Source organism: Stieleria maiorica (genome assembly GCF_008035925.1).
GTDB classification, from domain to species: Bacteria; Planctomycetota; Planctomycetia; order Pirellulales; family Pirellulaceae; genus Stieleria; species Stieleria maiorica.
Genome location: NZ_CP036264.1, coordinates 895500 through 917284 on the forward strand (window position 1 = coordinate 895500; position 21785 = coordinate 917284).

At 59.8% G+C, this 21785-nt stretch carries 14 protein-coding genes; 6 read left to right on the forward strand and 8 right to left on the reverse strand.

What is annotated here, in order from left to right; translation table 11 throughout:
- Positions 1-56: 56 nt before the first annotated feature.
- Both Mal15_RS02820 and Mal15_RS02825 read right to left on the reverse strand, forming a co-directional pair.
- Entirely contained in the window at positions 57-1106 is a 1050-nt protein-coding gene (locus Mal15_RS02820; protein ID WP_147866365.1) for a YjbF family lipoprotein, read from the reverse strand.
- A 64-nt stretch (positions 1107-1170) separates the two neighbouring features.
- Positions 1171-2676: a hypothetical protein gene (locus tag Mal15_RS02825; protein ID WP_147866366.1), complete on the reverse strand. Its 1506-nt coding sequence runs from the start codon at positions 2674-2676 to the stop codon at positions 1171-1173.
- 879 nt (positions 2677-3555) lie between these two features.
- Here Mal15_RS02825 and Mal15_RS02830 point away from each other — a divergent pair.
- Positions 3556-5226, forward strand: a complete 1671-nt coding sequence (locus tag Mal15_RS02830; protein WP_147866367.1) for a sigma-70 family RNA polymerase sigma factor — start codon at positions 3556-3558, stop codon at positions 5224-5226.
- A gap of 208 nt (positions 5227-5434) precedes the next feature.
- Here the strand turns inward: Mal15_RS02830 and Mal15_RS02835 are convergent, their stop codons facing one another.
- Complete coding sequence (locus Mal15_RS02835; protein ID WP_233903246.1) at positions 5435-6856, reverse strand: POT family MFS transporter; 1422 nt, start codon at positions 6854-6856, stop codon at positions 5435-5437.
- 360 nt (positions 6857-7216) lie between these two features.
- Positions 7217-8497 carry a glucose-1-phosphate adenylyltransferase gene (gene glgC, locus Mal15_RS02840; RefSeq protein WP_147866368.1) on the reverse strand — a complete coding sequence of 427 codons (1281 nt, stop codon included), beginning with the start codon at positions 8495-8497 and terminating at the stop codon, positions 7217-7219.
- 429 nt (positions 8498-8926) lie between these two features.
- Between glgC and Mal15_RS02845 the strand changes: the two genes are divergently transcribed.
- Complete coding sequence (locus tag Mal15_RS02845; RefSeq protein WP_147866369.1) at positions 8927-10429, forward strand: Do family serine endopeptidase; 1503 nt, start codon at positions 8927-8929, stop codon at positions 10427-10429.
- A 94-nt stretch (positions 10430-10523) separates the two neighbouring features.
- Positions 10524-11009: a 6-pyruvoyl trahydropterin synthase family protein gene (locus Mal15_RS02850; protein ID WP_147866370.1), complete on the forward strand. Its 486-nt coding sequence runs from the start codon at positions 10524-10526 to the stop codon at positions 11007-11009.
- A 266-nt stretch (positions 11010-11275) separates the two neighbouring features.
- Here the strand turns inward: Mal15_RS02850 and Mal15_RS02855 are convergent, their stop codons facing one another.
- From Mal15_RS02855 to Mal15_RS02870, 4 genes are all read right to left on the reverse strand, one after another.
- Positions 11276-12289 carry a serine/threonine protein kinase gene (locus tag Mal15_RS02855; RefSeq protein WP_147866371.1) on the reverse strand — a complete coding sequence of 338 codons (1014 nt, stop codon included), beginning with the start codon at positions 12287-12289 and terminating at the stop codon, positions 11276-11278.
- Positions 12289-12603 (reverse strand): 50S ribosomal protein L21, encoded by a 315-nt coding sequence (gene rplU, locus Mal15_RS02860; RefSeq protein WP_147866372.1) that lies wholly within the window; start codon positions 12601-12603, stop codon positions 12289-12291. The genes Mal15_RS02855 and rplU overlap by 1 nt, the downstream gene beginning before the upstream one ends.
- Positions 12604-12698: 95 nt before the next feature.
- Positions 12699-14117: a DUF1501 domain-containing protein gene (locus Mal15_RS02865; protein ID WP_147866373.1), complete on the reverse strand. Its 1419-nt coding sequence runs from the start codon at positions 14115-14117 to the stop codon at positions 12699-12701.
- A gap of 208 nt (positions 14118-14325) precedes the next feature.
- Positions 14326-16698 carry a PSD1 and planctomycete cytochrome C domain-containing protein gene (locus Mal15_RS02870; protein ID WP_147866374.1) on the reverse strand — a complete coding sequence of 791 codons (2373 nt, stop codon included), beginning with the start codon at positions 16696-16698 and terminating at the stop codon, positions 14326-14328.
- A gap of 264 nt (positions 16699-16962) precedes the next feature.
- On the opposite strand from Mal15_RS02870, the gene pgi reads away from it, so the two are divergent.
- From pgi to cydB, 3 genes are all read left to right on the forward strand, one after another.
- Positions 16963-18585 carry a glucose-6-phosphate isomerase gene (pgi, locus tag Mal15_RS02875; RefSeq protein WP_147866375.1) on the forward strand — a complete coding sequence of 541 codons (1623 nt, stop codon included), beginning with the start codon at positions 16963-16965 and terminating at the stop codon, positions 18583-18585.
- Positions 18586-19073: 488 nt separating this feature from the next.
- Positions 19074-20549, forward strand: a complete 1476-nt coding sequence (locus Mal15_RS02880; RefSeq protein WP_147866376.1) for a cytochrome ubiquinol oxidase subunit I — start codon at positions 19074-19076, stop codon at positions 20547-20549.
- Positions 20549-21577 (forward strand): cytochrome d ubiquinol oxidase subunit II, encoded by a 1029-nt coding sequence (cydB, locus tag Mal15_RS02885; protein WP_147866377.1) that lies wholly within the window; start codon positions 20549-20551, stop codon positions 21575-21577. Before Mal15_RS02880 ends, cydB begins: the two co-directional genes overlap by 1 nt.
- The last annotated feature ends 208 nt before the right edge of the window (positions 21578-21785 follow it).

The window sequence follows — 21785 nt, forward strand, 5'->3', positions numbered from 1 at the left end:
AGCGCCGACGGCTCAGTTTGTGACCGAAAGACCGATCGGTGTTTCGGCTCACGCGATCATTTGACCGAGCGAAAAACCCAGCGGTAATTCAACGGATCGGCCATGCCGTACTTATCCAGAACGTAGGCCTGTTCTTCGGGATCGTCGAACGAGGGCATTCCGAAGCGAATCAAGTCCTCGGTTTGGTTCATCGCATCGCCGGGTCGGAAGAAATTCAGTTGCAGCGCTTTGCGGCGATACGGCGCTTCTTCACCTTCGCCGTCCTGCTGGAAGGCGTTGGTCAATCCTGAAACATACAACGACAGGTAGTCGACGCTCGGATTGACATCCATCCAGGTCAGCACGCCCCACACCCCCGGAGCACTCTCGTCGGTCGAAAGCGGGATCCGCTGGCGGGTGATTTCGACGCTGTTGTAAAGCGGCGCGGTGATCTGCTCGCGAGCGGCGATCACGCGTTTTGCGCTGGGGATGATACGGTCGAGGTACTCTTGGCCGCTGACATGGTCTCTCAACGTCACCAACGGGAAGAACCGCCGCGACTCGTAGGAGATCTCTTCAAGCCGCTGGTAGAGTTTCGACCCGCCCACTTCATCGGCCGCCGGTCGCAGGTCGCTGCCGCGGTACCGCACGCGATAGACCATGTACCAAACCAATTTGCGTTGCAGCTTGCCGCCCCCGACAGGGACATCGACGTACATTTGTCGCAGCGGTTTGAAGGAGAATTCCAAGCTATAGATCTCGCGTCGCATCACGACCTGCTTGGCCATCTCGACCAGCGTTCGCGAGCGGGGATCGAAGTGCGGGGCGCCGTCTTCAAACGTCGGTGCTTTCCATTCCAATTCGGGGTGGGCACTCAGAAACGTCTTCAGCGTCAGCGGTCCGTCAAAAGTCTCCTCGGGGCTGGCATCGCCCGGGATGACGGTCACCACGCCGGGGGCGAACTGCGTTTGTTGCTCGGTCGAGGGATCCTTCACCTCGCCGGCGTCTTGGGCAGCCGCTTGATGGCAGCGAACCGACGCCAGGCAGACCAACATCAGTCCCAACAGCACCGCCGCACTCCGCGGGTTCTTTTGCGCGGGCGTCATATGATTTTGAGCAAGGGTCATGTTAGGAACTCGGTCAGAGAAAGAATCTCGTTAGCGGGTGGATGTGGTGGCGGCAACGGCTCGCCTACCTCAGATCACTTGAACTGGTTGTTTCGGCATCGTGCGGCGCGGAGCGGCCGGCGATCTCCGGTTGGGCGTCGGTCTCCCCGGCCAGCGATTTCTCGTCGCCCGGTTTCCCGTCATGGATGTCCGCTTTTTCCAGGAATCGCAGGGAGTCGGCCAATTGGGCGTCGTTGCCGGCAAAGGCTTCCACCTTGTCGGCGGACATCGTGAACGTCGCTTGAACTCGGTTTCCGTCGTCATCGGAGAAGTGCATCATAATCCATCGAATCGGCACACCCTGGGTTTCTCCGTCGGCGACGACGCGCAAAACACGTAATCCCTGGGCGCTGACCCGCTGGTCCCCCTCGATCACCTGCGTCAGTTTATCGCCCAGCGTCTGGCGGACGGCCGCCTCGAACGCCTCCACCGTCCACTGCTTGCCTTCGGGCAGCTGGACCAACGGCCGCAGGTTGCACTGAGCGATGCTGAGTTCATTGTCGATCATTCGCATCACCGCCGAACCGGGGGCGTCGCTGATCATCCGCCATTTTCGGTCCATCATCGCCCCGACACCCAGCTGTCGACTCTGAAGTTCGACATACAGCCGCTCTCCGGGCGGCGATCGGTCAAAGTCGATCACGGCCGGCTGGGCCGGCAGTGCCACCGGTTGGGGCATCGGTCGGCGGACCATCCGGATGGTGGCCGAGACATCAAACCCTGGCACGGCACGGCTGATTTCACGGGTTTCGTGAATCGCCAATGCCAGCCATGTGCAGGTCTTCTCTCGACGGTCGAAGGTCATTTTTCCGATCAATCGAAGCCGTGTGCCGACGCCGTCGACGGATCCTTCGATGTCACCTTCGAGTTTGAAACGCACGGTGTCGGCCGAAACTTCGGTCACCTCGCTTTCCACACGCCCGCTGTCGACCGACGTCAAATTCAAGACCGAACACAGGGCGTCGGAATCAAGCTCGTAGCGGTCGCCTTGGATCACGCTTTCGCCAGGCAAAAAGCGGTTGACCGAGACGCTGGAGACCGGCGATTTCAACAGTGAAAGCTCGCCATGGGTGAAGAAGCTGTCGGCTGAATAGATCGTTTCTGGCAGCGACTCGCGACGCACGATCGCGTGCCGCATCGACTCTCGCAAATCCTGGTCGGTCGACGTTTTGTTCAGCACGCTCTGATTGGTCGCGGTGTGATAGTACCGCTCCGCCGCAACGATCTCCGACGATTCGGTGGCATCCTTGGGCTTCAAATAGCGTTCTTCATAATCCAAGACCGCCTCGGATTTGATCGGAAACGTCTGCCGAGTCTCTTTGGACGCAAGCGCGTTGTCCGAAACCCGGACGTTTCCTTTGACGTCGATTTCGATTCGAACGCGCATCAAATCGTGGACGGCCGCGACCACGCTGGCTGATTCGGCCGAAACGATTGCCGCCCGGGCCGAGGACGTAATCGACGCCGATGCGACCGCAAGCGAGCTGGCAAGGAAGGCACGGCGATTCGAAGTGGCGTCGTGGGTGGGCATCTGAAAGTCCATTTCGGGGGCTGACCGGAACCTCGCATCACACAGCGGGCACGCTCCACACGGGCGTGCATCACACGGGGGAACGTGCATCGAGGGATCGCGCGTTGGAGACCGCTTGTGTCGCTATTGATCGACCGTGCCGGCGGGGCCGGTTCAGCTGAATTCGAGCGGCCGAGGCGATTCAGGGGTCAGTTCCGGGGCCCCCGAAGCGTGCAGTCGTCGTGTTCCGCAAAGTCGGTTCTTGGACGACATGTCGCAATGCGAGACTGCCTTTTGTGCAGTCTGACTGAAATTTTTACACGCAACGCAGGCAGTGCCGGAAAAATCGATGACGCGACGAAAACGACTCAAAATCTATAAGTCGTTTCTGGGGAAGGGTTTGTGTTCGAAATTCGAGAATTTCGTGACAAATTCCTGCAGAATTGGCCCCAAATTTCCTACAAGGTGTCCCGGACACAGGCAACCGCTGCCACGCTGATCGAGCTCGAATTGTAAAAAAAATCTCTCCAAACGACGGGTTTTTTGCCCAAGTAACGAGTGGATTGCTAGAAACTCATTCGAGCGGAGTGAACCGTGCGGCGGAGGCTCTCGTCCTACAGGCATCCGCAGATGTGGGCGGCACCGTTTTTAACGGATGTTGCCTTGCGACTGTCATTTCGGTCGACATGGAGTCGACGGGGAACTTGATTTGGGGCGTCCGGCCATCAGGTCGGACCAAAGGTGTCGTGCAACTCGCGACATTCATCCCAGGCCAAGCGACCAAAATCACCTGGAGGAGACAGGTGACCCCGGGCAACCGAGGCAATTGGACTGGGCGATCCGCCGGGATTGCAGGGACGTTTGGCCAGTCTATGCCAATAGCGCTGGGAGACCACACTGATGCACGACAATTACCGCGATACCAAGATCAAGGACCTTCGAGATCAACTTCGCTTCAATCAAAAGACCAAATTGATTGAGCAGGCTGCCGCTGCAGAAACACTACTCAGCGAAATCGAAGAAGACCGAGAATACGCCTACGACTTCTTGTGTTTCCGAATCACCAATTATCGCTCCGATCGTCCGGGGCGACATAATATTGCGTCGGCTGACCTGGCGCACGATTTACGCCTGCTGATCGAGGACCTCAGCGAATTGGCGGATCTGTCGGTCGAAGAGATCGCCGAACAGGTCCATACCGTTCAAGACCTGAGTCGCCAGTTCAACGTCTCGACGAAAACGATCAGCCGCTGGCGCGAAGCCGGCTTGGTCAGCCGTCGATTGTTGTTCGGCGGTCGCAAACGCGTCGGATTCCTCAACAGCAGCGTGGAACAGTTCGTCGCCCGCAACAAAGCCAAGATTCAACGTGGCGAACGGTTCAGCCAGCTGACCGAGGACGAAAAGAGCGAGATCATCGAACGCGCCCGGCAGCTCGTCGAAGGCGGTGCGGCACTGGCTGATGTCACGCGTTTGCTGTCCGAGCAGATGGGCCGCAGCGCCGAAACCATCCGCTACACGCTCAAGAATTTCGACGCCGATAATAAGTCGATCGCGATCTTCCCCAACCACCGTGGCGTCCTGTCCGACGACGACAAGCGGTCGATCTTCAATCAGTACCTTGGCGGAGTTTCCGTTCCGCAATTGTGCCGACGGTTCAAGCGAACGCGAAACAGCATCCAGCGGATCCTGGTCGAAATGAGACGGCAACGGATCATGGAACTGCCGCTGGATTACATCTACAACGAAGACTTCGAGGTCACGTCGCGTGAAGCGGAGTACTTGGGGGCTGAACCCGAACCGGCCAGCGCCCCACGCAAAGTTCGCGTGCCCAATGATTTGCCCAGCTACCTCGCCTCGTTGTATGACGTACCGCTGCTGACCCGTGAACAGGAATACCACCTGTTCCGCAAGATGAACTACCTGAAGCACAAGGCCAGTCGCTTGCGGGAAACGATCGGGACCGAGGCGGCCGGCAAGTCGGCCGTGATGAATGAGATCGAAGCGTTGTACGAGCAGGCGGTTAAAGTCAAAAATCGAATCGTCCAGGCCAACTTGCGGCTGGTCGTCTCGATCGCAAAACGCCACCTGGCCGGTACCGACGATTTCTTCTCACTGGTCAGCGACGGGAACATGTCGCTGATCCGTGCGGTCGAAAAATTCGACTACTCGCGGGGCAACAAGTTCAGCACGTACGCCTCCTGGGCGATCATGAAGAACTTTGCCCGCACCATCCCCAACGAATTCAAGCACCGAGACCGGTTCCGAACGACCACCGAAGAACTGTTCTTGGCGCGACAAGACGACCGGGTCGACCCCTACGTCGAAGAATCCGCACAGCGGACCCGGAAACGCGAACTGTCACGGATTCTGAATCGTTTGGATGAACGCGAGCAGAAGATCATCTCGGCCCGATTCGGACTCGAGCGCGGCAGCGAGCCGCTGACGTTGAAAGAGGTCGGGGAGGAGATGGGCGTGACCAAAGAACGCGTCCGCCAACTCGAAGCCCGGGCGCTGGCCAAGCTGCGAACGGCCGCCAGCGAAAACAACATCGAAATCGATTTCGATCAGTAAGGCCTGTCCTGTCGGAAAATCGTAGCGGAAGCCGCCAAGGCTTTCGCTGGCCATTCGGCACCTGCCCCATTTTCCTACCTCCAAAATCTTCCTGCCCCCCTACTCCGCCGCGGTGCCCTCGCACGTCGGCGGGAGCCAGGAGACGGATGGCAGAATGATTCAGGGCGACAATGATGGGGGCGCGCACGTTGGTGTCGGAGCGCTGAACCTACGCGGTCCCTTCCGCTTCCGATTCGGCTTCGACTTCGGATTCTTGAATGTATTGTTTGCCGCGGTAGGTCAGTGCGACGCCGATGAAGATCACCGCGGCGACCAACATCAACCCGGTGAAGAACCAGTAGTAGGACGCGCCGGGTAATTTGGACGTGCCGTCGGCATTGCTGATGACCGCGTTCACGCCGGCGGTGATGAAGTTCCCCAATGACACCGACAACATGTAGAAGCTCATCACGATGCTCTTCATGCTGTTGGGGGCTTGGGTGTAACTGAACTCCAGGCACGTGATGGACACCATCACTTCGGCGGCCGTCAAAAGGATGTAGGCCAACACCTGCCATGAGATGTTCGGCGTCCCTCCGTTTTGAATCGACGTCTCGATCAGGGCGCTCAGCGAGAACGCGAAGACGGTGACGAACATTCCGATCGTGATCTTGCGGAGCGGCGTCAGCGGAAAGACTTTGCTGATCGCCGGGTAGACGGCGTAACTAAACAGCGGCACCAGGATCAGAATTAGGAACGGATTGGCCGCCTGGATCTGACTCGAAAGCAATTCGACACCCATCACGGTGCGATCCATATTCTCGGCCTGTAAAACCCAGGCGCTGGCCGTTTGGTCGAACAGGCTCCAAAACACCGCAACCAGGATGTAGATCGGGGCCAACCGCAACAACGCCCGGCCGCCTTCACCGGTAAACGCATCGCGGAACACTTGGGGGCCGCGGGGCGGAATGTGGACGAATCTGTTTCGCCCCATCCAGAACAAGAGCGTTGCAACGGCCATCAAGATGCCCGGCACGCCGAAGGCGATTTGCGATCCGTAGCGGTCCAACAACCAAGGCGTCAGCAACGTCGACGCGAACGCACCCAGGTTGATCGCGACGTAGAACCAGCCGAACACCTTGCTCAGCAAATGCGAGTTTTTGGTGCCGAACTGGTCACCGACATGGGCCGACACACAGGGCTTGATCGCACCGGTGCCCAGCGCGATCAAGCTGAGCCCGACGGCCAGCCCGATCCGCGTCTCGTTGAGTGCCAATGCGAGGTGACCAAAGCAGTACAGCACCGACAGGTAGAGGATGGTTTTGTACTTTCCGAACAACCAGTCGGCGACGAACGCCCCCAGTAGCGGCGTGAAGTAGGCGGCCATGACAAAGGTGTGGACCCAGAACTTGGCATCGTTGTCGTTCATCGGGTCGACACTGCCGCCGCTGCCGAGCAGATACTGCGTCATGAAGACGGTCAGAATCGCCTTCATGCCGTAGAAGCTGAAACGTTCGGCCGCTTCGTTGCCGACGATGTAGGGGATCCCCGGCGGCATCGTGGTGATCGGGTAGGGCGTGGTCTGCCAGCCCTGGGGATTGTCCGCTGACGTGTTCGAATCAGACGCTTCGCTGGGCGGGGTGTAGGGCACGATGCTTCGCCATGGTTGCGTGAAAGGAATCGTTCGCTTTGACGCACATCATCGCTGACCGGCCGAATTGTCACAACGGAGGTTTGCCAACGTCCCCCGCGTTTTGACCGGTTGGCGCCCCTTAGGGACCGCCAGCGTCGGAGGATCGGTCTTATGAGTACGACAGCCCTTCCGGGCTGTCGTCCGTGGGACTCCGCGCGACGACCTAGAAAGGACGTCGTACAGCCACACGTCCGTGGGACTCCGCGCGACGATCTAGAACGGATGTCGTGCAATCAAGCGCTGATCACGCCCTGCCGAATCGGCTGGATCGATCAGCTTTTTTGCATTTCGCCCCTGCCCGCAAGCTGGATGCCCCCCTTAATGGCCCGCCGCAGCGGCCTCGGCCGGGCAGTGCGGCTGAATCAATTCGCCCCGGCTGATCACGACCAGTCCGCTGTCGGTCACCTTGAATCCACGCTGCTCGTCGGCGGCGCGGTCAAACCCGATCTCCGTTTCCGGCGGAATCGAAACGCCTTTGTCGACGATCACACGCCGCAGGCGACTGCGACGACCGACGTTCACGTCATCAAATAGAATGCTGTCTTCGACCGATGAGTAGCTGTTGATCCGCACGCCTGGCCCGATCACGCTGCGGGCGACGCTGCCTCCGCTGATGATCGCACCCTGACAAACCAGCGAATCCATCGCCGAACCGCGACGGGTCGAAACACCTTCGCTGCCGAAGACAAACTTGGGCGGCGGCAACATCGGTTGAAATGCTCGCACCGGCCAGTGCTTGTCATACAGGTTCAGTTGCGGATCGATGCTGATCAGATCCATCGTCGCTTCGTAATAGGCGTCGATCGTGCCGACGTCACGCCAGTAGGCATCGGATTTTCGGTTTTCGTCCAAGAACGGAAACGCGCACACTAGGTGCGAATCGATCGCTCCGGGGATGATGTTTTTGCCGAAATCGTGGTCGCTATCCATCCGCGTCGCGTCGGCGCACAACTGCTCGTACAAGAAGCGTGCGTTGAACACGTAAATCCCCATCGACGCCAGGCAATACTCCGGGTCTTCCGGGGTCGGGACCGGGTGGTCCGGTTTTTCCTGGAACCCGATCACGCGGCCGTCCAGGTCGGTTTGCATCACGCCGAACTGGCGCGCCTCATCGACCGGCACACGCAGCGCCCCGATCGTGATGTCGGCATCCAGCTTGCGATGGTGATCGACCATCGGTCCATAATTCATCTTGTAGATGTGGTCGCCGGCCAGCACAACGATGTGCTCGGGTTGCTCGCGCTCGATCGCATAGATGTTTTGATAGACGGCGTCGGCGGTCCCCGAATACCAATTGCCCGCGATCCGTTGTTGGGGCGGAACGACATCGATGAATTCACCGAGCTCACGACAGAAGTACGTTCGCCAGGCCAGATTGATGTGCCGATCCAGCGATTGCGCCTTGTACTGCGTCAGCAACAACAGCCGTCGCATGTCGCTGTTCAGGCAATTGCTGAGCACAAAATCGATGATCCGGTACAGACCACCAAATGGCACGGCGGGCTTGGCCCGGTCTCGTGTCAGGGGCTCCAGCCTCGAACCCCGACCACCGGCCAAAATCACCGTCAAAGTATCACGCATACAAGCCACCCGTTCCATGGTCAGCCGAACCGCCCGAGAAAAGGGGACGCGTCGGCCAGTAAATCGTTGCCAATCAATTGGAGCCGGAATCAGTCTCCCGCTGGACGCTCGGCTTGCTGCCGGCGGCCCCGCTCCCAAAACAGCAATAATCAATAACGTAACAAATCTACCAGACCAGACGCAGCGGTAAACGGCAAATTAACCGCCCAAAAAAGCGGATATCGCCGGAATGGCCTCCGCGATTTGCGATTGGCCTGATGTTTGCTACCGACACGTTTTCCCCTGCCAAGTTGTCAGCCCGCGATGCTGTTGCAGACGCGGTCACGCACGGTGGCTTGACGATCAACAAGCGACCGGCGGCGGCAAGCGAATCGGATCGACGCGGCTGGACGTGTAAAAATGTCACCAAGGCGGAAGTTTCTACAATCAACAAAGGGAGTCCAAACGATGCCCAACACTTGGAAACATATTAGTGGTGCCCTCGGCGCAATGATCCTGGGGTCGCTCGTCACCGGTGCGGTGATGACGATGCCCGGATTCATGCGAAATGATCCCGGTGCCCAAGACGCCGTTGTGGGGCAATCCGTCCCCGCCGCAGGGCAGTTCGGCCAAGCCACTCCGCTGCCGGGACAAAACCTTGGCGCCGCCCAGGACCTTTCGACCGCGTTTCGCAACGTCGCCAACTTGATGCGGCCGAGCGTGGTCAGCATCAACACCAAAGCGACACAGATTGTTCGCGGGCAACGACTGCCACCGGGCTTTGAACAGTTTTTCAATATCCCCGAAGGCCAACCGCAACGACGCGAAGAAAGCGGCATGGGCAGCGGCGTGATCGTCCGCAGCGACGGCTACATTTTGACCAACAACCACGTCGTTGAAGGTGCCGATGAATTGGAGGTGGAGTTTTCCGACGGGAAAAAGGCTGCCGGCCGAATCATCGGCACCGACCCGCAAACCGACTTGGCCGTCGTCAAAGTGGATCGTGACGATCTCAAGCCCGCCCAGCTGGGCAACTCCGATGCGATCCAAGTCGGCGACTGGGTCGTCGCGATCGGCAGCCCCTTTGGTCTGGATCAAACCGTCACCGCGGGCATCATCAGCGGCAAGAACCGGATCCGCGGGATCATCGGCGACGGCGCGGGTTTCGAGGACTTTCTGCAAACCGACGCGGCGATCAATCCCGGCAACTCCGGCGGTCCGCTGGTAAACCTGCGCGGCGAACTGGTCGGGATCAACACCGCCATCATGTCCCGCAGCGGTTCGAGTGCGGGCATCGGATTTGCCATCCCGGTTTCCCTGGCCGGCCCGGTCCTGAACTCCATTATCGAAAACGGCACGGTCCGCCGCGGGTTCCTGGGCGCCAGCTTAGGCCCCGTCAATGAGAAAACGATCGAAGGCTACGATTTGAAGACCACCCGTGGCGTGCTGATCGAATCGGTGCTCGAAGGCATGCCGGCCGACCAGGCAGGTATCCAGCCCGGGGACGTCGTTACCGCGATCGACGGGCGTCCGATGAAGACGCACGCACAAATGCGAAACTATGTCGCAAGTCGACCGCCGGGAGCCCAAATGCTGTTGGATCTGGACCGCGGCGGGAAAGCCTTGCAAGTCCGTGTCGATTTGAAAGAACGTACGGAGGAGGTGATGGCCCAATTCGGCTCCGGAGAAGTGATGGGCGCCGAATTGGTTCCGGTCACCGAGGCAACCGCCAGGAAGTATGGCTACCAAAACCTGGAAGACGGGCTGATCATCACCGGCATCAAAGACGGCAGTATTGCCGAGCGCGACGGACTGGAGGTGGGCGATGTGATCCAGACCGCCGGAGGGCTTCCGCTTTCGTCGGCACGCCAGTTGGAGGTGATCCTTGAGGAGTACAAACGCCAACAGCAGCCCTGCCGAGTGACGATCCGTCGCGGCAACCAAATGCTGTTGATGGTCGTGCGAGAATAGAATGGTTGACGCCTTGTAAGACTTTTCTGTTGCGTTAGTTTCTAACCGTCCTGTCCGCCAGCATCCCCCCCAGTCATCCCTTCGCGAGATTCCCATGGCTTTGACCATCATGCGCCGCATCAAGTTTTGCGCCGGACACCGGTTGTTCGGCCATGGCGGGAAATGCGAGCACTTCCACGGCCACAACTACGTCGCCGACTTCTTCGTCCAGGGTGACGCCCAGGACGACGTCGGTCGCATCCTGGACTTCTCCGTGCTCAAGAAGCAGGTCAAAGGTTGGATCGACGAGCACTGGGACCACAGCTTCTTGATCCATCAGGATGACGCCAACGCGCGTCAGGCCCTGGAGTTGGTCAAGCCCTGCCGGTTCTTTGTGATGCCGTACAACCCGACGGCGGAGAACATGGCGAAGTACTTGCTGGAGGAGATGTGCCCGGAGGTCTTGGAAGGGACCGGAGCCCACGCCTGCCAGGTCAGGATCTGGGAAACCGACGAATCGTATGCTGAAGCGTCGCTGGACCCCGCCGGCGGGGAAACGACGACATATGCGGCGATGGCCGTCGGCGACGACGTGGGGTAGGGGGGCCAGTAGCGGAACTCGCCAAGAGTTTCGGCCTAGCCCGAATACCTTCGCGGCCTGCTGATTTAATCAGCCGTTTGGCGAGAGCCGGATGCCAGCTACTCTATGAGCCGACGGCGCTAGCCGCGGGCCTTGGATTGCCCTTCAAGACTTGCAAGGCCCGAGGCTCGCGCCTACGGCTCAGTTTGTGATCGGGATAAATCAACAGGCCGCTGGCGGGCTCTCCTGCCACTGGGCCTTTGATTTCTGAACGACGCGACCTCTCCCTAGCCCGATTGCATCGAAACGACGATCAGCCCGATGATGATTGCCGCCAGGACGGCGACGGCGATGGCCAATCGTGGCCCGCTGACCGTGTTTTCCATCGGGTCGAGCCGAGCGCGAATGCGACGAACCAGCTCGTTTCTGCCGGCTTCAAAGACGGGGTTGTCGGGATCGCCCGCTTTTTCTCCCGAGTTGTAGCTCCGAGCCGCTTCCATCATCATCGCCTGGACGCGGCGGGCGTTGAACGGCCGCTCGTCGGGCGACTTGGCCAGCAGTTGCTGAATCACCTTGTCGATCGCTTCGGGGCAGTCGGAAAAGTCCCGCACCGAGGGCGGCTTGCTCTTAAGATGCTGGTCAAACAGCTTGGCGTAATCGTCGCTCAAAAACACCTTGCGCCCGGTCAGCATCTCGAACATGCAACAACCGAGTGCGTACAGGTCAGCCTTGCCCGAAACGGACTGCTCGCCCCGAATCTGCTCGGGCGCCATGTAAGCGTGCGTCCCGACGGTGATGCCGGCCGACGTCAAATCGCCGGCCGTCAGATCGCGCGCGATCCCAAAATCTCCCAGCTTGACCTCGCCTTCGGGGGTCAGGAATAGATTGCTGGGCTTCAGATCGCGATGGACGATCCCGATGTTGTGGGCGCATTGCAGGGCACTGCAGATCTGGCGGGTGATCTCGACCACCACCGTCCACGGCAACGGGCCACCGAAGCTCAGCAGGTCGGCGACCGTACCGCCTGAGACCACTTCCATGGCATAGAACAGCCCTTGGTCCTCATCGACACGGCCTCCGCCAAAGTATTGGACGATGCTGGGGTGGCGCAGCTTCTCGAGAATCATCATCTCGCGTTTGAAGCGCGCCCGGATCAGGGTGTTCTGGCTGACTTTGGGGTGCAGCTTTTTCAGCGCAACGCTTTGCCCAGTCTCCTTTTCCGTCGCACGGTAGATCGTGCCGACGGTTCCCACGCCCAGAATGTCCCCCAGCTCGTAATCGGAGAGCCGGTTGAAAGGCATCAGACGCCCGCGATGTCCGTGATCTTGACCCGCGTGAACAGCTGACGGTGCCCGATGCGGCTCTTGCTGTGCTTACGCCGGCGGAATTTTTGGACGTAAATCTTCTTGCCTTGCTTGGGGCCCATCACCGACGCGGTCACGCTCGCGCCGTCGACGGTCGGGGAGCCGAGCTTCAATCCCGATTCGCCTTGAACCGCAAGCACTTTCTCAAACGTCAAACTCTCACCAGCGGGCGTTTCCCGGTAGTCCAGATCGACTTCCATTCCGGGCTCAACTTTGTACTGACGTCCACCGTCAACGATAATGGCGTACATTTCTTTGGTCTAACTTCGTCAAAATTCAATGGGTTATGCGAATTCGGGCCCCAGAGTGTATCGACCGGCATCGGAGGCGTATAGGGCTAAAAAAGTCAGCTCAGCACCTCCTTCACCACCCGCGCCTTTTCCACCCCCGTCAGCTTCATGTCCAGCCCCTGGAACGGGTAGCTGAACCGGGCATGCTGGATCCCCAGTAAATGTAGCATCGTCGCGTGCAAATCTCGCACGTGGACGACATTTTCGGTGGCGTGGTAGCCCAGTTCGTCGGTCGCCCCGTAGCTGATCCCCGGTTTGACGCCCCCGCCGGCCATCCACATCGAAAACCCCTTGATGTGGTGGTCTCGCCCGGGGCCGCCCTTGCCCTGATACATCGGTGTTCGGCCAAACTCCCCGCCCCAGATCACCAGCGTCTCGTCCAGCATTCCCCGCTGCTTCAAGTCCTGGATCAATGCCCAGGTCGGCTGATCGGTCAATTTGCAGCAGATATTCATGTAACGCTCCAGGTCGCCGTGGTGATCCCAGCCGCGATGGTACAGCTGGATGAACCGCACGCCGCGTTTGGCCAGCCGCCGCGCCAGCAGACAGTTGCTGGCGAAGGATCCGTCTCCCGGCTTGGCGCCGTACATGTCCAGAATGTGCTGTGGCTCGTCGGACATGTCGACCAAGTCCGGAACCGAGGATTGCATCTGGAAAGCGATCTCGTAGGTCGACAGTCGCGTTCGGATCTCCGGGTCCGGGTGGCGGGCAAAGCGGTCTTGGTTGATCGCGGCGATCGCGTCGACGACCGATCGCTGGCCGACGCTGCCGACCCCCGGCGGTGGATCGACGTAGTGAACCGGAACCCCCGTGCTGTTGAACTCCACGCCCTGATACCGGCTGGGCAGAAACCCCGATGCCCACTGCCGCGACGCGATCGGTTGCGGATTGCGACCGCCGACGCTGGTCATGACGACAAACCCCGGCAAATCATCGCACTCGCTGCCCAGCCCATAGGTGACCCAAGATCCCATCGACGGCCGCCCGCTGATCGCCGTGCCGGTGTTCATGAACGTGTGCGCGGGGTCATGGTTGATCTGTTCGGTGACCATCGACTTCAGGATGCACAGATCATCGGCCATCTTTTGGTGGTAGGGCAAAAAGTCGCTGATCGTTTGGCCGCTGTCGCCACAGCGCCGAAACGTGGTCATCGGCCCCTGGACTTTCAACTGTTTCCCGGCGAGCTGTGCGATCGGCTGTCCGTCGGTGAACGAAGTGGGCATCGGAGAATCGTGCAGCCGCGCCAGTTCCGGTTTCTCGTCGAACGTCTCCAGATGTGACGGACCGCCGGCCATGCACAAGAAGATCACGCGTTTGATCCGCGGCGGGAAATGCGGCAATCCGCCCACCCCCGGCGGCAAACCCGGCGACGTTTTGGCCGCTGATTCACGCGCCAGCAAGTTCGCAAAGGACGCCGCGCCCAGGGACAGGCCACTCTTGGCCAGGAACGTTCTTCGTTTCAGTTCGTTTGTCATGGGAGGGCGAGTTGGTTGGTGGTTGCGGTGGGCGGGCGGGGATGTAATTTGATCGACGCTGCATTGACGTAGCTACGCTCGCCAGAGCGTGGAAGACGTCCGAGATCCACCTTCTGGCGAAGGTAGCTACGTTTGATCGGCGATTCGCACGACGCGTGCGAAACTCTTGGCGAGTTCCGCTACCCCAAAATCGAATTGGAAAAAAGCGTCACGGCCGGTACAGGGTTTCATGCAAATTCAGGACGGCTCGTGCGACGCTGGACCAGGCTGCACGTTCGGCGTCGGACGCTTCGGCTGGCCACGCAATTGAAACGTCGCTCGGCGTTGCCAGGAACGCCTCACTCGCCGCGGGATCGTTTTCGAAACGTCCGATTTCACTCTCCAGCAAACTCGCCAGCGTTTCACGTTCCAGGTCACTGGCATCGCGGCCGATCGCGATTCGCATTGCCGTGTCGATTCTTGTTTCGATCGCTGCGGCCGATGACTCCGCCGTCCCGCTCTCGCGCAGCACCCTGGCGGCAAAGGCTTTCGCGGCAATCACAAACGTCGGATCGTTCAACAGTGCCAGCGCTTCCAGCGGCGTGTTGCTGCGTGACCGTGCGGCGGTGCATTCTTCGCGGCTCGGTGCGTCGAGTGCCTTCAGTGTCGGATGCAGGAATTGACGCTGCCAATGGGTGTACAGCCCGCGTCGCCATAGCATTCGCCCGCGGTCGTTCGAGTAGATTCGTCGAGGGAAATTCAAATGTCGATAATAACCTTCCGGCTGGTAGGGCCGAACGCTTCGCCCGCCGACCTGATGGTCCAACAACTCGGACATCTCCAGCACGGCATCACGCACCGTTTCTGCCGGCAGCCGATGCCCGGACTGTGACGCCGCCAGGTCGTTGTAGGGATCCTGCGTGCGCCGGGCGTCGTCCATCACCACCGCTTGGCGATACGTTTCGCTGGTCACGATCTGCCGCACGGTGGCCTTCAGGTCCCAACCGGTTCGAATCAGCACACCGGCCAGATGATCCAGCAAATCCGGGTTCGTCGGCGGTCGGCCCTGGCCGCCGAAATCGCCCAGCGTGGGGCTGATCCCGCGGCCGCTGTACAGGTACCACAATCGATTGGCAAACACCCGTGCGGTCAATCCGCCGATGCCGTGGTCGACATCAAACAACCAATTCGCCAGGTCCAACCGCGTCGCCCGCTGACCCTCGGGTAAGTCGGCGAACGCAGCGATGTCACCCAGGAACTCCGGGACGGCCGGTTGCATGACGTCGCCGCTGTCGTCCAGCCAGTTTCCGCGGGGCAAGAAACGCACGGTCCGCGGCTCGATCGCTTTGGTGATCATCGTCCGCTGTTTTCGCGCCAAAACTGAATCGCGTTCCTTTTCCAGCGACTTCATTCGCTCCGGATCGGAATCCGATTCCGACTGCGCGGCTCGGATTGCGGCATCCAGGTCGGCCAACCGCATCCGATCGGTTCGCCCCAGCACATCGATCTCCGGTTCCCTTCGCGTCGGCAGCGCGTTGGTGCCGTTGGTGAAGTGTTTTTCTTCATCGACATCGGCAAAGAACGCGGCCAGCGAATAAAAGTCTTTGGCCGTGTAGGGGTCGTACTTGTGGTCATGGCACTGCGCGCATCCCATCGTCGCGGCCATCCAGACCGCGGAAAAGTTTCGCACACGGTCGGCCGCATAGATCGCCAAATACTCTTTCGGCTGCAGCCCGCCCTCGTGCGTCGTTTGCAGCAGCCGGTTGTACCCGCTGGCGATCTGTTGCTCGATCGTCGGATTCTCCAGCAAGTCCCCGGCGAGCTGTTCGCGGCTGAATCGATCCAGCGGCATGTTGTCATTGATCGCATCGATCACGTAGTCGCGGTACGGCGCGATGTTGTGAACCTGGTCGCCGTGATAGCCGACCGTGTCGGCAAAGCGGACCAGGTCCAACCAGTACTGGGCAAATCGTTCGCCGAATCGTGGCGACGCGAGCAACGCATCGACGCGGCGCGCGTAAGCGTCGGGCCGTTGATCGGCGATGAAGTCCGCGATCTGATCATAGCTGGGGGGAAGCCCGGTCAAGTCAAAGTAGAGTCGACGCAGCTGATCGCGCCGCGAGGCACGCGGTGCCGGTTGAAGTGGGCTGCGGGCCACTTCGGCTCGCACCAGCCGATCGATGCTTCCCGCATCGGGCTCGGCGCCGCGGGGCAATGCGTCGGGGGCATCAAACGCGGCCTCTGGCAATGCGACACGATCCGGTTTGACGTACGCCCAATAGGCCTCGTAGGGAGCCCCCGCGTCGATCCAGCGTCGCAAAACCGCCAGCTCCGCCTCGGTGACGCGTTTCCCGGTCTCCGGGGGTGGCATTTGGACATCGGGATCGGGATCCACAATCCGTGCGATCAACTCACTTTGGTCGGCCTCGCCCGGCTGGATCGCGTATTCATAAGCGGCTTCGGGTTGGTCCAGTCGCAGATCGGCCGCCCGATGCGTGTCGTCGGGGCCATGGCAGAAAAAGCACTTGTCGCTCAGGATCGGTCGCACATCACGGTTGAACGACAACGGCCGCTCGCCCGCCACGGTCATACCCAAGGGCATCAAAGTAACCGTCGCGGCAAGCGAAAGGGTCTGAATGGGAAAAGAGGTCGCGATCACGAAGCAATCTTGCGGGGGGAAGGGAAAGGTGGGGAGATCGCCATTTTACCCGCAACACATCCGGCAACACAAATTCGCGGAAAACCTGAAACCTGAAACCTGAAACCTGAAACTGAAAACCACCAACCTGGAACATTACCCCCCAACCGCTAAACTGCCGCTTCCGGCGTCTTCACACCCGACCCCTCGATCCGATCCACCACCACCATGACAGATAGTCTGACCACAAAGGCCGCTTGGAAAAACTTGAACGCCCACTACGAGCAGATCAAGTCGAAGCATTTGCGGGAGTTGTTTGCCGCTGACCCCCTGCGCGGCAAAACCTTCTCGCTCGAAGCGGTCGGGTTGTACTTGGATTATTCAAAGAATCGCATCGACGGTGACACCGTTTCGCTGTTGATCGAACTCGCCAAGGCGTCGGGTTTGCAAGAGCGGATCGAAGCGATGATGAGTGGCGAAAAGATCAACACGACCGAGGACCGCGCGGTGTTGCACACCGCACTGCGGGCGCCGCGAGACGCGACGATCGAGCTGGACGGCAAAAACGTCGTCCCCGACGTCCACGCGGTCTTGGACAAGATGGCCGCGTTTTGTGATTCGATCACCAGCGGAAAATGGACCGGGCACACGGGCCGGCGGATCCGCAACATCGTCAACGTCGGGATCGGCGGGTCGGACCTGGGGCCGGTGATGGCCTACGAAGCGCTGCGCCACTACACCAATCGCGATCTGACGCTGCGGTTCGTTTCCAACGTCGACGGCACCGATTTTGCCGAAGCGACACGCGACTTGGATGCCGCCGAAACGTTGTTCATCATCGCATCGAAGACGTTCACCACGCAAGAAACGATGACCAACGCGCACACCGCGCGCGGCTGGCTGTTGGAACAACTCGGCGGCGACGATGCGGCCGTCGCCAAACACTTCGTCGCACTCTCGACCAACGCCGAACAAGTGGCCGCCTTCGGGATCGACACCGACAACATGTTCGGGTTCTGGGACTGGGTCGGTGGACGCTATTCGATGGACTCCGCGATCGGGCTTTCCACCATGCTGGCGCTCGGGCCGGATCAGTTCCGCGAGATGCTCGCGGGTTTTCACGAGATGGACCAACACTACCGCTCCGCGCCGCTGGAAGAAAACCTGCCGGTGATCCTGGGATTGCTGACCGTCTGGTACACCGATTTCTTCGGCGCCCAAACCACTGCGGTCCTGCCCTACGATCAATACCTGAAACGCTTCCCGGCCTACTTGCAACAGTTGACGATGGAAAGCAACGGCAAGTCGGTCACGCTTGCCGGCCAGCGCGTCGATTACGACACCAGCCCGATCTATTGGGGCGAACCGGGAACCAATGGCCAACACTCGTTCTATCAGTTGATCCACCAAGGCACGCACTTGATCCCCTGTGACTTCATCGCCTTTGCCAAGTCGCTCAACCCGATCGGTGACCACCACGACAAGTTGACCGCGAACGTGTTCGCCCAAGGCGAGGCGCTGGCGATGGGCAAGACGCGTGACGAGGTCTTGGCCGAAGGCACGTCCGAGGAGCTCGCCCCGCACCGCGTGTTCGAAGGCAACCGCCCGTCCAACACGCTGCTGATTGAAAAACTGACACCGACCGTGCTCGGCAAACTGGTCGCACTGTATGAACACAGCGTGTTCACCCAAGGCGCAATCTGGCAGGTCAACCCGTTCGATCAATGGGGCGTCGAGCTGGGCAAGGTGCTGGCCAAAAAGATCGTCCCCGAACTCGAGTCCGCCGACGCCCCGCTGGATCACGACAGCAGCACCAACACGCTGATCGAGCGTTATCGTTCGCTGAAGTAAATGACCGTGCGCTCCGAATGTCGCCGTGTTCTCCGAACTCGGCGCGGGCGCGACAAAGCAAGCCTTGGCACCTCATCTATATTTTCTCCCTCTGACCGTCGATATGTATTACTGATGGATTCAGTTGCTTTTGTTCCGTGTGTCATCAAAGATCACTACGCTCGGTTCGCCAACGGCGATCTACAACTTAGCCTGGGGTTGCGGTCACTCCGCTGCGCTCGTTCCCTGACCCCAGGCTATGGATGTGCATGCCCTTTGGGCAAGTGCTGCGGAATGAATTCCGCAGCAAAGTAAAACAGCCTTCTGGGCTAACAAAGAAGATCGATGATCACCACTGAGCGGTACTAACCAAAAAGTCGCTCACTTATACAATCGACCTCGCAAGAGGACGGCGACTGAGGACGTGCGACAATTGACCGGCTGCCCGTGGGGATTGCAGACGTCTATCATTCAATCGTCGCAATCCTTCACGTGCTTCAATCTTCAACATGATGGACGTCGAACTACTCAGTCGGCTGCAGTTTGCCGGAACGATCATGTTCCACTATCTGTTCCCGCCGCTTTCGATCGGGCTGGGGCTGCAGCTGTTCCTGTGTGAATTGGCGTACGTCCGCACCGGTCACCCGGCGTGGGAATCGGCGGCACGGTTCTGGACCCGCGTCTTCGCGGTGAATTTTGCGATGGGTGTCGCGACCGGGATCGTGATGGAGTTCGAGTTCGGGACGAATTGGGCGGCCTATTCGCGGTTCGTCGGTGACGTCTTCGGATCCGCGCTGGCCGCCGAAGGCATTTTTGCGTTTTTTTTGGAGAGCGGGTTTCTGGCCATCTTGGTGTTCGGCTGGGATCGCGTCGGCCCGAAGATGCACCTGTTCAGCACGTTGATGGTGTTTCTGGGGTCGGTGTTCAGCGCCGTCTGGATCGTGATCGCCAACAGTTGGCAGCAAACGCCGGCGGGATACCACATCGTTTGGCAAGAGATCCAAGGGGAAAGCGTCCCGAGAGCCGAAGTCACCGATTTCTGGGCGATGGTCTTTAACCCGTCGTCGGTGGACCGCTTGACGCATACGCTGATCGGGGCCTTGGTGCTGGGCGCCTTCTTCGTCGCTTCGGTGTGCTCGTTCTATCTGTTGAAACAGCGGCATGAAGAGGTCGCGCGGCGTTGTCTTTCGATCGCCCTGCCCAGCGCGCTGGTGTTTACCTTGCTTGCCGCGATCACCGGACACGACTCGGCGCAGAAATTGGTCGAAACCCAACCGGCCAAGCTGGCGGCGATGGAGGCGCATTTTGAAACCACCGACCAGCCGACGGGATTGTATTTATTCGGATGGCCGGACGCCGAAAACGAAACGGTCCACTTCGGGGTCCGCGTGCCCTGGTTGCTCAGTTTGATGGTCTACAACGATCCCCGCAAACCGGTTCCGGGAATGGATCAAATCCCCGAATCCGATCGCCCGCCGGTTTGGTTGCCGTTTCAAATGTTCCACCTGATGGTCAGCCTGGGCACGATGATGATCGTTGCCGCGGGGCTGGCGTGTTGGACGTGGTACCGGAAAACGTACCAGCACCATTGCTGGCTGATGTGGGCGATCGTGCTGATGCCGCTGGCGGCGATGACGGCCAACCAGGCTGGCTGGATCACCGCCGAAGTCGGACGGCAACCCTGGATCGTGCACCCGTCGATCCAAGACGGCGTGGAGATGATGGGATTGAGAACCAAGGACGGGCTCAGCGAATCGGTCACCGCCCAGCAGGTGCTCAGCTCGATCGTGATGTTCGCCGTCATCTATTCACTGTTGTTTGCCGTCTGGATCTTTGTGCTCAATAGCAAGATTCAACACGGCCCGGAAACCATGGACGAGCTTGCCAAACGAAAACGAGATCGGGCCGCATCAAAGATGTCCGAGCGGATCGCCCACGGCGGCACCGGGCGTGGCGGCGGGCTGATGGAGGATGAAGCGGGCTGATGAGTTATGACACGATCACCCTGGTTTGGTTCTTTCTGTTGGGCGTCCTGCTGACCGGTTACGCGATCCTGGACGGGTTCGACCTGGGCGTCGGCATCCTGCATCCGTTCATCGCCAAGACCGATCGCGAGCGACGGTTGGTGATGAACTCGATCGGGCCGCTATGGGACGGAAACGAAGTCTGGCTGGTGACCTTCGGCGGCGCATTGTTCGCCGCGTTTCCGAACGCTTATGCCACAGTGTTCAGCAGCTTCTACGCCGCGTTTCATCTGTTGCTGACCTGTTTGATCGGCCGCGCGGTCAGTTTGGAATTTCGCTCCAAAGTGCACTCGCCGGCATGGCGGCGGTTCTGGGACGCCGGGTTCTTTCTATCGTCGATCACCGCGGCGGCACTCTTGGGGATCGCCGGCGGCAACGTGATGGGCGGCATGCAGGTCGGTCCGATGTTCCAGTACCAGGGCGGATTATTGGACCAGCTGTATTGGTACCCGCTGCTGGTCGGGGCGTTGACCGTGTCCCTGTTCGCGCTGCACGGGGCGATCTATTTGTTCCTCAAGACCGAAGACGAATTGCAACAACGGGTGCGGAGCCGGATCCTGCCGCTGTTCTATTGTTTTGCATTCCTGTACGCCGCGGTCACACTGGCGACCTGGGTCCATGTCCCACACGCGACCGAGACCCTTTCGCGACACCCCTGGCTGTGGATCGTTCCGGTGCTGAACGCATTGGCGGTGTTGAACATCCCGCGCGCGATGCATCTGGGTAAACCCGGTTATGCGTTCTTCACGTCGTCGATGGTCATCGCGGCGCTGGCGTCGTTGTTCAGCGTCGCGATCTTCCCCAACTTCGTGCTTTCGACGATCGATCCGGCCTACAGCGTGACGCTGGAAAACGCGCGCAGCAGCCATCAAACACTGATCACGATGCTATGGATCGCCATGATCGGCATGCCCTGCGTGGCCAGCTACACGATCACGATCTACTGGATCTTCCGCGGCAAGGTGCAACTGGATTCGAACAGCTACTAAGCGGCCCGCGCCACTTTGCACAAGAAACATTGTGAATCGCCGGTCAATCGTAGCTACCTTCGCCAGAAGGTGGATCCCCGGGGTTTTCCACGCTCTGGCGAGCGTAGCTACGTCAAAGATGGCGCTGTCCAGCTAGGTGGCCTGTCGGAACATGAAGGTTTGGTGAATCGCTGCGGTGTGGCTTGACCGTTGGTGAACGATGGTTTTT